The organism is Citricoccus zhacaiensis, from assembly GCF_014645315.1.
Classification (GTDB): Bacteria; Actinomycetota; Actinomycetes; order Actinomycetales; family Micrococcaceae; genus Citricoccus; species Citricoccus zhacaiensis.
In genome coordinates, this window is sequence record NZ_BMLQ01000009.1 from 72,716 (window position 1) to 85,389 (window position 12,674).

General features: G+C 68.6%; 12 protein-coding genes and 1 tRNA gene. All 13 read right to left on the bottom strand.

Annotation, left to right across the window (positions count from 1 at the left end):
- Positions 1-25: 25 nt before the first annotated feature.
- The 13 genes from IEX49_RS14140 to IEX49_RS14200 all read right to left on the bottom strand — a co-directional run bounded on the left by IEX49_RS14140 (position 26) and on the right by IEX49_RS14200 (position 12,671).
- Positions 26-976, bottom strand: coding sequence for a glycine betaine ABC transporter substrate-binding protein (locus tag IEX49_RS14140; protein ID WP_188806804.1), 951 nt, complete (start codon positions 974-976; stop codon positions 26-28).
- Between the two features lie 60 nt (positions 977-1,036).
- On the bottom strand, positions 1,037-1,846 hold the full coding sequence (locus tag IEX49_RS14145) for an ABC transporter permease (protein WP_188806805.1): 810 nt from the start codon (positions 1,844-1,846) through the stop codon (positions 1,037-1,039).
- Positions 1,843-3,045, bottom strand: coding sequence for an ABC transporter ATP-binding protein (locus IEX49_RS14150; RefSeq protein WP_188806806.1), 1,203 nt, complete (start codon positions 3,043-3,045; stop codon positions 1,843-1,845). Before IEX49_RS14150 ends, IEX49_RS14145 begins: the two co-directional genes overlap by 4 nt.
- The gene (locus tag IEX49_RS14155) at positions 3,042-3,686 is read right to left on the bottom strand and encodes an ABC transporter permease (protein WP_188806807.1); all 645 of its coding nucleotides are present in this window, start codon (positions 3,684-3,686) and stop codon (positions 3,042-3,044) included. The genes IEX49_RS14150 and IEX49_RS14155 overlap by 4 nt, the downstream gene beginning before the upstream one ends.
- Positions 3,687-3,764: 78 nt before the next feature.
- Positions 3,765-5,597: a glutaminase A gene (gene glsA, locus IEX49_RS14160; protein WP_188806808.1), complete on the bottom strand. Its 1,833-nt coding sequence runs from the start codon at positions 5,595-5,597 to the stop codon at positions 3,765-3,767.
- Between the two features lie 22 nt (positions 5,598-5,619).
- Entirely contained in the window at positions 5,620-7,305 is a 1,686-nt protein-coding gene (locus tag IEX49_RS14165; protein WP_268237726.1) for a ribonuclease J, read from the bottom strand.
- Between the two features lie 199 nt (positions 7,306-7,504).
- Positions 7,505-7,580 (bottom strand) — tRNA-Ala (locus tag IEX49_RS14170).
- 161 nt (positions 7,581-7,741) lie between these two features.
- The gene (locus IEX49_RS14175) at positions 7,742-8,356 is read right to left on the bottom strand and encodes a histidine phosphatase family protein (protein ID WP_188806809.1); all 615 of its coding nucleotides are present in this window, start codon (positions 8,354-8,356) and stop codon (positions 7,742-7,744) included.
- 64 nt (positions 8,357-8,420) lie between these two features.
- Positions 8,421-8,867 carry a ribosome silencing factor gene (gene rsfS, locus IEX49_RS14180; RefSeq protein WP_115931099.1) on the bottom strand — a complete coding sequence of 149 codons (447 nt, stop codon included), beginning with the start codon at positions 8,865-8,867 and terminating at the stop codon, positions 8,421-8,423.
- A gap of 115 nt (positions 8,868-8,982) precedes the next feature.
- Complete coding sequence (locus IEX49_RS14185; RefSeq protein WP_188806810.1) at positions 8,983-10,209, bottom strand: hypothetical protein; 1,227 nt, start codon at positions 10,207-10,209, stop codon at positions 8,983-8,985.
- A complete protein-coding gene (gene nadD, locus IEX49_RS14190) occupies positions 10,206-10,922 on the bottom strand; it encodes a nicotinate-nucleotide adenylyltransferase (RefSeq protein WP_229672740.1) in 717 nt (238 codons plus the stop codon). The genes IEX49_RS14185 and nadD overlap by 4 nt, the downstream gene beginning before the upstream one ends.
- A 54-nt stretch (positions 10,923-10,976) precedes the next feature.
- Positions 10,977-11,204: a hypothetical protein gene (locus IEX49_RS14195; protein WP_188806811.1), complete on the bottom strand. Its 228-nt coding sequence runs from the start codon at positions 11,202-11,204 to the stop codon at positions 10,977-10,979.
- Positions 11,205-11,312: 108 nt separating this feature from the next.
- Positions 11,313-12,671, bottom strand: coding sequence for a glutamate-5-semialdehyde dehydrogenase (locus tag IEX49_RS14200; protein WP_188806812.1), 1,359 nt, complete (start codon positions 12,669-12,671; stop codon positions 11,313-11,315).
- Positions 12,672-12,674 lie beyond the last annotated feature (3 nt).

Consider the following 12,674-nt stretch of genomic DNA (forward strand, 5'->3'; position numbering starts at 1 on the left):
GTGGCGGCGGTCGGTGACGGGGTGGTCAGCCGCCGATGAGGCCCTGGTCCTGGAGCCACTCCTCGGCCACGTCCCGGGGATTCTCGCCGTCGGTGTCAACCTTGCCGTTGAGTTCCATCATGGTCTCGTTGGTGAGCTTCTCCGAGATCGGGGCCATGATCTCAGCGATCGCCGGGTACTCGTCGAGGGTCTCCTGGCGCAGGGTCATGGCGCCCTGGTACTCGACGAAGAACTCCTGGTCGTCCTCCAACACCACCATGTCGTTCGACGCGATCCGGGCGTCGGTGGAGAAGACCTCACCGAACTCGCAGGTGTCTCCGACCTGGGTGTAGATCAGGTTCAGTTCGAGCTCCACGACCTCGGAAAACTCGAAGCCGTAGGCCTCCTCCAGTCCGGGCAGGCCGTCATCGCGGTTGATGAACTCGCTGGCCGCACAGACGCGGGCCTGGTCCGGGTTCGCATTGATGAACTCCGCCGCATCGGACTGCGTGACCAGGGAGTTCTCGTCGGCGAAGTCCTGCTTGACGGCGATGCGGTAGGTGTTCTCGAACGGGGCTGGGTCCAACCAGGCGATACCGTTCTCCGCGTCCGCCTCCGAGACGGCCGCGAACAGGTCCTCGGGCACGTCTTCGGTGGTGTTGCCGAGGATGTTGACCCAGCCGGTGCCGGTGTAGTCCCAGTAGAAGTCGATCTCGTCCGTCTCCAACGCCTCGCGGACGGTGGCGCTGCCCGAGATCCCGGTCTGGTCCTCGATGCTGGCCCCCGCGTCCTCCAGGGCGAGCGCGGTGATCTGGGACAGGACGACGGACTCGGTGAACTCCTTGGAGCCCGCGGTCAGCTCGGCCCCGTCCAGCGTGCCGGCGTTGGCGCTGTCCCCGCCGCCGTCGCCGCCGCCACAGCCGGTCAGCAGGAGCGCGGCCACCGCCGTCAGGCCGATGCCGCCGAGCGTGGTCTTGCGGCTCGTTGAGTTTCTCATGTCAGTTCCTCATTTCAGTGCGATCAGGGTGCGATCAGGATGCGGTCAGGGTGCGTTCGTTCAGGACCTAGTGGACCGGAGTCCCTTGGGCTGCAACAGGTTCTCTGCCAGCCCGGCGAGGTAATCGATGAGCAGGGCCAGCACCGAGGTCAACACGGCACCGACCACCTGCACCAGCACGCGGTTGGTGGACAGTCCGGCCATGATGACGTCGCCCAGTCCACCGCCGTTGATGTAGGTCGCCAGCGTTGCCGTGCCCACGTTGATCACCAGCGCGGTGCGGACGCCCGCCAGGATCACGGGTACGGCCAAGGGCAGCTCCAGGCGACGCAGGACCTGGAACCGGGACAGGCCCATGCCCCGCCCTGCCTCGAGCACGTTCTCGTCCACCTGTTCCAGTCCGACCATGGTGTTCAGCAGCACCGGGATGATCGCGTAGAGCACCAGGCCGACGATCGCGGCCTGGAACCCGAGGAACAGGAACATCACGGCCAGCAGCACGAGGACGGAGATCGTCGGCACCGCCTGGCCCAGGGTCAGGAGGGTGATGATGAACGGACGGACCCGGCGGGTGAACGGCCGCGTCAGCAGGATGCCCAGGGGGACGGCGATCAGGAGCGTGATCACGGTGGACACCGCGGTGAGGGCCACGTGCTCCCCCACGGCCGTGGACAGGGCGGCTGCGTTCAGGGAGCGTGCCTCGATCGAATCGAGCTCCCGGCCGTTCACGTAGAGGTACAGGGAGATCAGGACGACGGCCAGGATGAGGGGCATCGTCAGGTAGCCCACCCATCCGCGGCGGCCGGCGGCGGGCGGGGTCTGGGTGACGACGTCGGCGTCCCGGACCCCGACGGGAGTGACCGTGCTCATGGCGCCGTCCTCCCGTCCGCGAACTCGGTGCGGGCCTCGGCGACGGCGGAATGGCGCATGGATCGGATGGCCTCGTTGATCTGCTCGATGTCCACCACGCCCAGGTGCCGTCCGTCCTGGTCCACCACGACGGTGACGGCGTAGCGGGCGGCGATGAGCTCATTGAGCGCGTCACTCAGGGTGGCCCGTGACTCCACCACGGCCTGCGGGACGGTGCCGATCCGGTCCAGGGACTGCCCCGCGCCCCGGCGGAGGTCCTCAGCACCGACCCAGCGGGCCGGGCGTCCCTCCGTGTCCAGGACGAGGACCGCACTGTGGTCCGATTCGCGCAGCACCCGGTGTGCCTGTTCCAAGGAGTCGGCTGCGGACACCGTGGGCCAGGACGCGAGCTCGATGTCCCGGACCCGGGACAGGCTCAGCCGCTTCAGGGAGGCGCCCCCACCGATGAAGTCACGGACGAAGTCGTTGGCCGGGGCGGTGAGGATCTTCTCCGGGGTGTCGTACTGGGCGATCGAGGAGCCTTCCTGCAGGATCGCGATCCGGTCCCCCATCTTGATGGCCTCATCGATGTCATGGGTGACGAACACGATCGTCTTGCGCACCTCGGACTGGAGGCGGAGGAACTCGTTCTGGAGGCGTTCGCGGGTGATGGGGTCGATCGCCCCGAAGGGCTCGTCCATGAGCATGACCTGCGGGTCGCCGCCGAGGGCACGGGCGACCCCGACGCGCTGCTGCTGCCCGCCGGAGAGCTGCTTCGGGTAGCGGCCGCGGTACTCGTCCGGGTCCATGTTGACCATGCTCAGCAGCTCGTCCACGCGGGACCGGGTGCGGGCGGCATCCCAGCCCAGCAGCTTCGGCACGGTGGCCACGTTCTCGCCGATGGTGAGGTGCGGGAACAGGCCGGTCTGCTGGATGACGTAGCCGATCCTCCGGCGCAACTGGTCCGCATTCGTGGTGGTGACGTCCTCGCCGCCGAGGATGATCCGGCCGGAGGTCGGTTCGATGATCCGGTTGATCATCTTCATGGTGGTGGTCTTGCCGCAGCCCGAGGGTCCCACGAGGACCACGATCTCGCCGGCGTGGATGTCCAGGGTGAGTCCGTCCACGGCATTGCGCTGCGTCCCGGGGAAGCGCTTGGTCAGGTTCTCGAGGCGGATCATCACCTCTGGTTCCGGTGCGGTCTGCGGTGTCTGGGTCATCGGATACCTCGCGAAGTCGTGAGTCGCTGGACGGTGTAGAAGATCAGGTCGAACAGGACGGCCAGCACGATCACGCCGAGGGTGCCGGCCAGCACCATGTTCACGGCCACCGGGGTCCCCACCCGGGCCAGCCCGGTGAAGATCATCTCTCCGTAGCCCGGTCCGTTGACCACCGCGCCGATGGCAGCGATGCCCAGCAGCACGAGGGTGGTGACCCGGACACCGGTGATGACCACGGGCCAGGCCAGCGGCAATTCGATCCGCAGCAGGCGCTGCCGGCGGTTCAGTCCCATGCCCTGGGCGGATTCGATGACGGCCGGGTCCACTTCCCGCAGCCCGGTGATCGTGTTGCGCACCACCGGCAGCAGTCCGTACAGCACCAGGGCGAACAGCACGGGCGGCCAGCCGAGTCCGAGCGGCCCCAGCAGCAGGATGAACAGGGCAAAGGACGGGATGGTCAGGAACGTCCCGGTGATCGCGAGCACGAACTCCCGCGGACGCTCCGTCCGATAGGTGGCGATGCCCAGGGCCACGCCGATGACGGTGGCGATGAGGACCGCTGCACCGACGATCGCGGCGTGGGCCAAGCCCATCTCGAGCAGGTCGTCTGCCCGGTTCCCCAGGAACTCGAGGAATTCCACGGCCGCCCCCTTTCGAGACGAATGATGCCTGATGACGACTATAGTTCAGCGACTTTCCGGGGAACGTCGCAGCAGTCCTCAGTAGGTCAGGCGGACGGCGGCCTCGCGCAGGTAACGGTCCACGAGCGAGTAGGCGTCCCGGGTCAGGGCGCGCCACAGTTGCAGCGCCAGCGCCGGATCATCCTGTTCCAGCACCTCGATCGCCTCCGGGGTGAGGACCATGATCTCGACCTCGCCGACGGCCTTCTCGGTGGTCTCCTGCCGGTCCGCGGTCCCAAGGGCCAGCTCGCCGAACGTCATCCCGGCCCCCAGCGTGTTCAACCGCACCCGCTCACCCAGGGGATTGGTGGCGATGGTGTTGATCTGTCCGGAGACGATGAAGTGCACGCCGCCGAAGCGCTGCCCGACCCGGCGGATGACGTCCCCGTCCTCGTGGAACCGGTGCTCCATCAGGGCGGCCAGCCGTTCACGGTCCGCCTCCTCCAGGAGGTCCAGGGCCGGCGACTCGGTCACCGGGACCCGCTCCGTGACCGAGATCGGCGCGCCATAGCGTTCCAGCAGGGCGTCCTCGCAGTGTTCGACCGCCTCACCGAGGCCCTGGAAGACCGGCACCGGGGCCGCGTGACCGTCGGGGCCGGCGTCGGTGTGCACGATCAGGGCGGGGGCCTCCTCGCCGGTGACGAGGACCAGTTCCCGTCCGGCCGCGGCCAGCTGGCGTTGGAGGCCGGTGATCATCTGGCGGGCGAGCCGGCCGGCGTCGTACACCTGCCGCAGGTCCAGGACCACGAACACGACGGCGTCCTCCAGTTCGCTGACCGCGCGGACCAGCGATTCGGTGCCGGCGAAGAAAAGGTCGCCCGTCACCTCGATGATGCGGGCGCGGTCTCCGTAGCGCTCCAGCACCTCGGCCTCCTCCTCCGTGCGCCGCACGCGGGAGGGGAACCGGGAGATCTCCATGGTGTCCTTGACCGCGGACCGCCCGCTGCGGGCGGCGCGCACGAAGTGCATCTCCATGTCCTTCGACACCCGCCGGCAGGTTTCCAGCCCCCGGACGCTGTTGCCGTGCCCGTCCAGCGGGGGCGAGAAGACGGCCAGGCCGGCCTGTCCGGGCAACACGGCCAGCGTCCCGCCGCCCACCCCGGACTTGGCGGGCATGCCGACGCTGCTGACCCAGGCGCCGGCGTCGTCGTACATGCCGGAGGTCATCATGACGGACAGGACCCGCTCCACCACGTCGATCTCGAAGACCTGCTCACCGCTGACCGGCTGCGTGCCGCCGTTGGCCAAGGTGGCCGCCATCATGGCCAGGTCACGGCAGGTGACCTGGACCGAGCACTGGCGCAGGTAGTTCTCCAAAGCGCGGCTGGGATCGTTCTCGATGACCTCGACGGAGCTGAGCAGGTAGGCCAGCGCATGGTTGCGGTCACTGTGCCGGATCTCCACGTCGAAGACCGAACGGCTGCTGGACAGGTCCCGCCCGGCGAAGCGGGAATAGGTGTCCACGATCCGGCGCACGGCGGACTTGCCGCCGCCGCCACGGATCATCGACGCGACCGCCAACGCCCCGGCGTTCACCATGGCGTTCGGCGGCCGGCCCGTCACCGGGGCCAGGGAGATCTGGTTGAACGGATCCCCGGAGGGTTCCACGTCCACCTTCTCGTCCACGGCGTCGAAGCCGTAGTCCGCCAGGGCGAGTCCGTAGCTGAACGGCTTGGAGATCGACTGGATCGAGAACTCCTGGTCGGCGACCCCGACCGAGTAGACGCGACCGTCCACGGTGGCCAGGCAGATGCCGAAGTCCTCCGGGTTCGGCTCCCGCCCCAGGGGGTGCACCCGGTACGGCTCTCCCCCACGCAGGCGCTGGACGTCAGCGAGTAGCGACTCGAGGTACTCCTGGATGGGCGATTCCATGCCCCAACCGTAATAGCCCGGGTCAGGCGTCGATGACGACGACCGTCAGGACGGGCGCCCGACGGTAGGCGCGATCGAGGTGACGGGCCACGGTGTCGCCGATCAGCTGCTCGAGCTGGTCGAGGTCGTCGATCTCGGACACGGACGGCTTCGACAGCGCGATCGAGACCTTCTTGGCCGCACCGTCGAAGATCACCTTGTCCTGGATGAAGCCCTTGGTGACGAACTCGAGCGGCTCGGCGAGCTGGTTGGTGTCCGCGTCCACGAGGGCCACGACCGTCACGGCGCCGCCTTCCTGCAGCGACGTGCGCTCCTTCAGGGTCTCCTCGGTGACCTTGCCGACCGTGTGGCCGTCCACGTAGACCAGGCCGGCCTCGACCTGACCGGACACGGCCGCCTTGCCGTTGACCAGGTCCACGGTGGTGCCGTCCTTGACGACCAGCACTCGCTCCGGGGCGATGCCGGTCTTGACCGCGAGCTCCGCGTTGGCGTGCAGGTGCTTGGACTCACCGTGGACGGGCATCACGTGCGTGGGCTGCACGATGTTGTAGCAGTAGACGAGCTCGCCGGCGGAGGCGTGTCCGGAGACGTGCACCTTGGCGTTGCCCTTGTGCACCACCTGCACCCCGAGGTCCGTGAACTTGTTGATGATGCCGTAGATGGCGTTCTCGTTGCCGGGGATCAGCGAGCTGGCCATCAGCACCGTGTCATCCGCGCCGAGCTTGATCTGGTGCGTGCCGTTGGCCATCCGGGACAGGGCGGCCATCGGCTCGCCCTGGGAGCCGGTGCAGATCAGCGTGATCTTGTTGTCCGGCATGGACTGCAGCTTCTTGAAGTCCACCACCAGTCCGCGCGGGATGTTCAGGTAGTCCAGCTCGCGGGCGATCCCCATGTTCTTGACCATGGAGCGGCCCACGAACGCGACCTTGCGGCCATGGGCGTGCGCGGAGTCCAGGACCTGCTGGATCCGGTGCACGTGGCTGGCGAAGCTGGAGACGATGATCCGCTTCGGTGCGGTGGCGAACACCTGATCGATGGCCGGTGTCAGGTCGCGCTCGGAGATCGTGAATCCGGGCACCTCGGCGTTGGTGGAGTCGGTGAGGAACAGGTCCACGCCCTCCTCGCCCAGGCGCGCGAAGTGACGCAGGTCCGTGATCCGGCCGTCCAGCGGGAACTGGTCCATCTTGAAGTCGCCCGTGTGCAGGACCAGACCGGCGGGGGTGCGGATGGCCACGGCCAGTGCGTCTGGGATGGAGTGGTTGACGGCCACGAACTCGAGTTCGAAGGGGCCGGACTGGTGGATGTCCTCGGCCTCCACGTGCACCGTCACCGGGGTGATCTTGTGCTCGGTGAGCTTGGCGGTGATGAACGCCAGGGTCAGCTGGGAGCCGATCAGGGGGATGTTCGGGCGTTCCTTGAGCAGGTAGGGGACGCCGCCGATGTGGTCCTCGTGGCCGTGCGTCAGGACGATGCCGACAATGTCATCCCAGCGACCCTGCAGGGAGGTGAAGTCCGGCAGGATGACGTCGATGCCGGGCTGGTGCTCCTCGGGGAACAGCACACCGCAGTCGACGATCAACAGCTTGCCGTTGTACTCGAAGACGGTCATGTTGCGCCCGACCTCGCCGAGGCCTCCCAGCGGCGTGACCCGCAGCCCCCCGGAAGGAACGCCGGACGGGGACTTGGACTTGCGGGGCGAACGGGCCAAAGGATCACGCTTTCATCGGGATTGTTTCAAGACAGGGGGACCATGCCGACTGCACGGATCCGGCATGGACGCGGACCGCTACAGGGAGATCAACTCCCCATGCTACCCCTCACGGTGGAGCTCCGCCGCCCCGGTGCAGGGGGCCACTGCTGCGATTCAACGAAAAAGCCCTTGTTCCGAAGAACAAGGGCTTTTCATCTGGTGGAGGTAAGGGGATTCGAACCCCTGACCTTCTCCATGCCATGGAGACGCGCTACCAACTGCGCCATACCCCCAGATGCGTTGTTTCCGGCCTTCCCGTTTCCGTTCCGTCCGAAGCAACTCCATAAATATACACAGCACTTCGCACGCTCCGCAAATCGAACGGATCCCCTGTGGCCGTGGGCACAGAGACCGCCGTCCGCGCGCCGGCCTTCACCCGTAGATCGCGCGATCATCACGCATTGTAGGCCTCGATCCGCCACTTCCCGGCGCGCTGCGGGGAGCCCTCGAGCACGATCGCCGCACCGTTGCGCAGCCGCTCCAACCGGCCCATCCCGGCCGCGCCCATGCCGGTCAGGAGCGTGGCCGCGGCCCGGAGGCAGTTGCCGTGGGCTGTGACCAGCATGGTCTCCGGCGTGCCGAGGGTGGACTCCGCCTCGTCCACCATGCGGGTGATGGCGGTGACCACCCGGGTGCCCGACTGGCGCGGGGTCTCCCCGCCCAGAGGGCCGTGGTCAAGATGGGAGCTGCGCCACGTGGCCCAGTCGTCCGGCCACTGGGTCCGGATCTCGGTGAAGCTCAGACCCTCCCAGGTGCCGCCGCCGGTCTCCTTGAATTCCTCGTGCAGCACCAGGTCCAGACCACGGCCGTCCACCACGGATTCCGCGGTGGCGCGGGCCCGGACCAGGGGCGAGGACGCAGCCAGGTCGAAAGGGTGGCCGGCCAGCCGGACTGCGGCCTCCGCGGCCTGGGACCGGCCGACGTCGTCCAGGGGGATATCCGTGTGTCCCTGGTAGCGCTCCTCGGCGTTCCACGCCGTGCGGCCATGCCGCAACAAGACCAATCGCATCCCGTCTCTCCCGGCTCAGAATCGGTCAGTACTGTTCAGTCTTGTTCAACCCAGTGGAGAGAGATCAATCCTGATCGCGGCTAGGGGTCCAGTCCCGCGGGCCCTCGTCCGGGTCCACCGCGGAGCCGCCCTCATCGGCGGCCACGCCGTCGGCCAAGCCGAGGTCCACCAGTGGGGCGTCCTTCCAGAGGCGGTCCAGTGCGTAGAACACGCGCTCCTCCTCGTGCTGGACGTGGACCACGAAGTGCCCGTAGTCCAGCAGGACCCAGCGGCCACCGGCCTTGCCCTCGCGGCGGATGACGTCCAGCGTGAGCTGTTGGGTCAGCACGTCCTCGATCTCATCCACCACCGAGACGACCTGCCGTTCGGAGCCGGCGGAGGCGATCAGGAAGGCGTCCGTGAGGCCCATCTGCTGCGCCACGTCCACGGCCACGATGTCCGTGGCCTGCTTGTCTGCAGCGGCCTGTCCGGCCAGTTTGAGTGCGGTCAGGGTGGTCTCGGGAATGGTCATAGGCACCTCGGTGTGGGTCGGTCAGCGAACGGGTCGGATGAGTGAAAGGCGTCGAAGGCGGTGAAGGGGAATGACGACGGTGGAGAGGACTGATGCGGCGGTGGAGGGACGGGCGTCAGAAGACGATGGCGAAGATCAGGGCGACCACGAGAATCAGGACCACGAGCCCGGCCACGATCATCAGGGTCCGCTCACGTAAGGACCATTCGGAGGCCTGGATGGAGTCGAGTCCGTGCGCGGACTGTGCGTCCACGGGCTCGTGCCGGTCAGTGAGAGAAACTGCCGCCCGCTTCGGTACGGCAGGGCCGGCCGGCGGCTTCGCGACGGTCGGTGACCGCTTCACCGCGGTCGAAGCGCCCTGTGGAGCCGCCGAGGGGACCTGGCTGATGAGGCCGGTGTTGAGCTGACGGGCCTTCTCGGCCAGCAACTCCTGTTCGCGGAGCAGGGCGGGGTCGACCGTGGAGGGGTCCGCCCCGCTCGCGGCCTCGATCCGGGCTGCCAGCGCGGCACCCTCCGCGGCGAGTGACTCCCGGGTGAACGGCCGTCCAGCAGAGGTGCTCGGCGCAGCGGACGTGGCCGTGCCGCCGTCGGCGATCTCCGCGGACTCCGCCACAGCACCGGAGGGAGCCCCTGCCGGTGCCTCCGCCCGGCGGGCCCGGGTGGCCTCGCGGCGAGTGGTCAGGCTGACAGGCTCCGGATTGCCGTGTTCGGCGGCACCCTCGGAGTCCAGTGGGGCAGGACCATTCGCCGCGGCCGTGACGTCCGGCATGGCAGCTCCCGGAATGGCAGTGACCTGCTGGCGGCGCCATTCGCGCAGCTGGCGCCGCGAGAGCGGCTGCCCGTCCGGGCCCACGGGAACGCCGTCACGGTCCAGCGTCACCTCCTCGGGCAACCGGTCAACGGGGGAGGCAGCCACTGACGCGCTGGACTGCTTCCCCGGCCCCCTGGCCCCACGATCCGCTGAACCGGTGGCCCGGCGGGCCTTCAGCGCGGGCCGGTCCGCGGGAGCGGTGTCACCGCCGGTCGAGGGCGCCACCTCGTCCGGAGACTTGATGGCGTAGGTACCGCTCCCGGACTCGCCGGTGGCGTAGATGACCCGGGGCAGCTGGCCGGTGAGCGGGCCGACGTCGGCAGGGCTGATGGAGGTGGCCGGCAACTCCAGGATCGTCGCCTTGGAGAGATCGCCGGCCGGAGCGCCCGCCTCGCTGTCCGCACGGCGATGCTGGCGCAGTGATCGGCGCGTCGGCAGCGGGGGCTCGGTCCCCGGCGCACCGCGCTTGATCTCGGGCCTGCCCAGACGGGGGTTCACACCCTGCGGCTTCTGGTCCTGCTGACTACTCATACGGTGGTTCCCGGCGTCGATGCTGTTGAGGCAGCCGGGTCCCCGGACTGCCATGGTGTGTCCGGGAGCATTTCGGGCGGACGACTCCCCCCGGTGAATGGCTCCTGGCCCTCACCGCTGCCGCCGCCCAGCCCCCCTCCGGGAATGTGGGCGGACGGAAGGTACAGGTTGTGCTTGGCGATGTACTGGACCACGCCGTCCGGCACCAGGTACCAGACCGGCTTGCCGCCCTGGACCCGCTCTCGGCAGTCCGTGGAGGAGATCGCCATGGCGGGGATCTCCATGAGCTTGACGCCGGTCTCCGGTCCCAGCTCCACCAGATCGTGTCCCGGACGGGTCACGCCCACGAACTGGGCCATGTCCCAGAGCTTCTCGACGTCCTTCCAGGTCATGATCTGCTCGAGGGCGTCGGCACCGGTGATGAAGAACAGCTCGGCCTCGGGCCGGAGCGTCTTGAGGTCGCGCAGGGTGTCCGCCGTGTACGTGGGGCCCGGCCGGTCGATGTCCACGCGGGACACCGTGAAGCGCGGGTTCGAGGCCGTCGCCACCACGGTCATGAGGTACCGGTGCTCGGCGGGTGACACCCTTCCCGCGTCCTTCTGCCAGGGTTGGCCGGTGGGCACGAAGACGACCTCATCCAGGCCCAGCTCGGAGGCCACCTCGGAGGCGGCGACGAGGTGACCGTGGTGGATGGGGTCGAAGGTGCCGCCCATGATGCCCAGGCGGAAGCGACGGTGGGTCACAGTGAGATGCGGTTCAGCGGTGGATCAGTGGCCGGAACGCTGGCCGCCGTGGCCAGCCGTTCCGTGGACGTTGACGTCAGTGGCCGGCGCGGGGTGGCGCTGCGAGACGGAACGCAGGGACATCGTGGCCACCAGCATCAGCATCAGGATGGCGAAGGTTCCCACGCCGAAGACCCAGTCCGGGGCGATGAGCTCGTTGACCACGTGGGCCTCTTCAGCGGCAACGGTCACGGCCGCGGTGATGTTCTGCATCTGGTGGTTCTCCCTTAAGACTGCTAAGACGGCCGGCGCCCCGGCCTCGTGTCACGGTGATGTCTGCGGTCCATCCTAGTACGTTCCCCGCAGGGCTCCCGCCCCCGGTCAGGATCGGACCTGGCCCTGGCCGCGCAGCACCCACTTGGTGGTGGTGAGTTCCTCGAGGCCCATGGGGCCGCGTGCGTGCATCTTCTGCGTGGAGATCCCCACCTCGGCGCCGAGCCCCAGCTGGCCGCCGTCCGTGAAGCGGGTGGAGGCGTTGACGATGACCGCGGCGGAGTCGATCTCGGCGACGAACCGGTCCGCGTTGGCCAGGTCGTTGGTCACGATCGCCTCGGTGTGTCCGGTGGACCAGCGGCGGATGTGGTCCATGGCCTCGTCGAGCGAACCCACGGTCTTCACGGCCAGCTCGAGGGCCAGGTACTCGGTGCCCCAGTCCTCGTCCGTGGCCGGCGTGGCCGTGGCATCGGCACCGGTGGGCAACCACGCGCGGGCGCCCTCGTCCACGTGCAGGAGCACCCCGGCCCGATGCAGGGCGCGCAGCACCTCGCGGCCGGCCTCCTCAGCCCCCGCGTGGATCAGCAGGGTCTCGGCGGTGTTGCACACGGACACCCGCTGGGTCTTGGCGTTCAGCGCGATGCCCACGGCCATCTTCACCGGAGCCGACTCATCGATGTAGAGATGCACGTTGCCCTCGCCGGTCTCGATGACAGGCACCTTGGCGTTGCGGACCACGGACTGGATCAGCTCCCGCCCGCCGCGCGGCACCAGGACATCCACGGAGCCGCGCTCGGACATCAGGGCTGTGGCGCCGTCCCGGCCGAACTCGTCGATCCCCTGGACGATGTCGGCATCGAAGCCGTGGGCCAGCGCCTGCTCCCGGAGGATCTGGACGAGCACCGTGTTGGTCTCCCTGGCGGCGGAGCCACCACGCAGGATCACGGCGTTGCCGGACTTCAGGGCCAGTCCGGCGATGTCCACGGTGACGTTGGGGCGGGCCTCGTAGATGGCTCCCACCACGCCCAGGGGGACGCGCAGCTGGGTCATGTGCAGGCCGTTGGGCAGGTCCCGTCCGCGCACCACGTTGCCGACCGGGTCCGGCAACGCCACGAGCTCCTCCAGGGCGGCGGCGAGGGCCTCGATCCGCGGCCCGTCCAGGCTGAGCCGATCGAGCATGGCCTCCGATGTGCCCTTCTCGCGGCCGTTCTCCACGTCCCTGCGGTTGGCCGCCAGGATGGCGGAGACATTCTGACGCAGCGCGTCCGCCATGCCCTGCAGCGTGTCGTCCTTCCGGGCCCGACGCGCGGTGGCCAGTTCCGGACGCGCCCTGCGGGCCCGCTCGGCCACCGCGAGGATCGCCTCACGGACCTCCTGCGGCACCGTGGACCCGGCCGGTTCCCCGGTGGGTCCGGGTCCGGTCGCTGAGTCGGTGACGGGGGCGTTGTTCTGGGCAGTCGTGGACATGCC

Bases quoted from the DNA above. Each gene is read 5' to 3' on its own strand.
- IEX49_RS14140 (WP_188806804.1), bottom strand. From the start codon at position 976: ATGAGAAACTCAACGAGCCGCAAGACCACGCTCGGCGGCATCGGCCTG.
- IEX49_RS14145 (WP_188806805.1), bottom strand. From the start codon at position 1,846: ATGAGCACGGTCACTCCCGTCGGGGTCCGGGACGCCGACGTCGTCACC.
- IEX49_RS14150 (WP_188806806.1), bottom strand. From the start codon at position 3,045: ATGACCCAGACACCGCAGACCGCACCGGAACCAGAGGTGATGATCCGC.
- glsA (WP_188806808.1), bottom strand. From the start codon at position 5,597: ATGGAATCGCCCATCCAGGAGTACCTCGAGTCGCTACTCGCTGACGTC.
- IEX49_RS14175 (WP_188806809.1), bottom strand. From the start codon at position 8,356: ATGCGATTGGTCTTGTTGCGGCATGGCCGCACGGCGTGGAACGCCGAG.
- rsfS (WP_115931099.1), bottom strand. From the start codon at position 8,867: ATGACCATTCCCGAGACCACCCTGACCGCACTCAAACTGGCCGGACAG.
- IEX49_RS14185 (WP_188806810.1), bottom strand. From the start codon at position 10,209: ATGAGTAGTCAGCAGGACCAGAAGCCGCAGGGTGTGAACCCCCGTCTG.
- nadD (WP_229672740.1), bottom strand. From the start codon at position 10,922: ATGGGCGGCACCTTCGACCCCATCCACCACGGTCACCTCGTCGCCGCC.
- IEX49_RS14195 (WP_188806811.1), bottom strand. From the start codon at position 11,204: ATGCAGAACATCACCGCGGCCGTGACCGTTGCCGCTGAAGAGGCCCAC.
- IEX49_RS14200 (WP_188806812.1), bottom strand. From the start codon at position 12,671: ATGTCCACGACTGCCCAGAACAACGCCCCCGTCACCGACTCAGCGACC.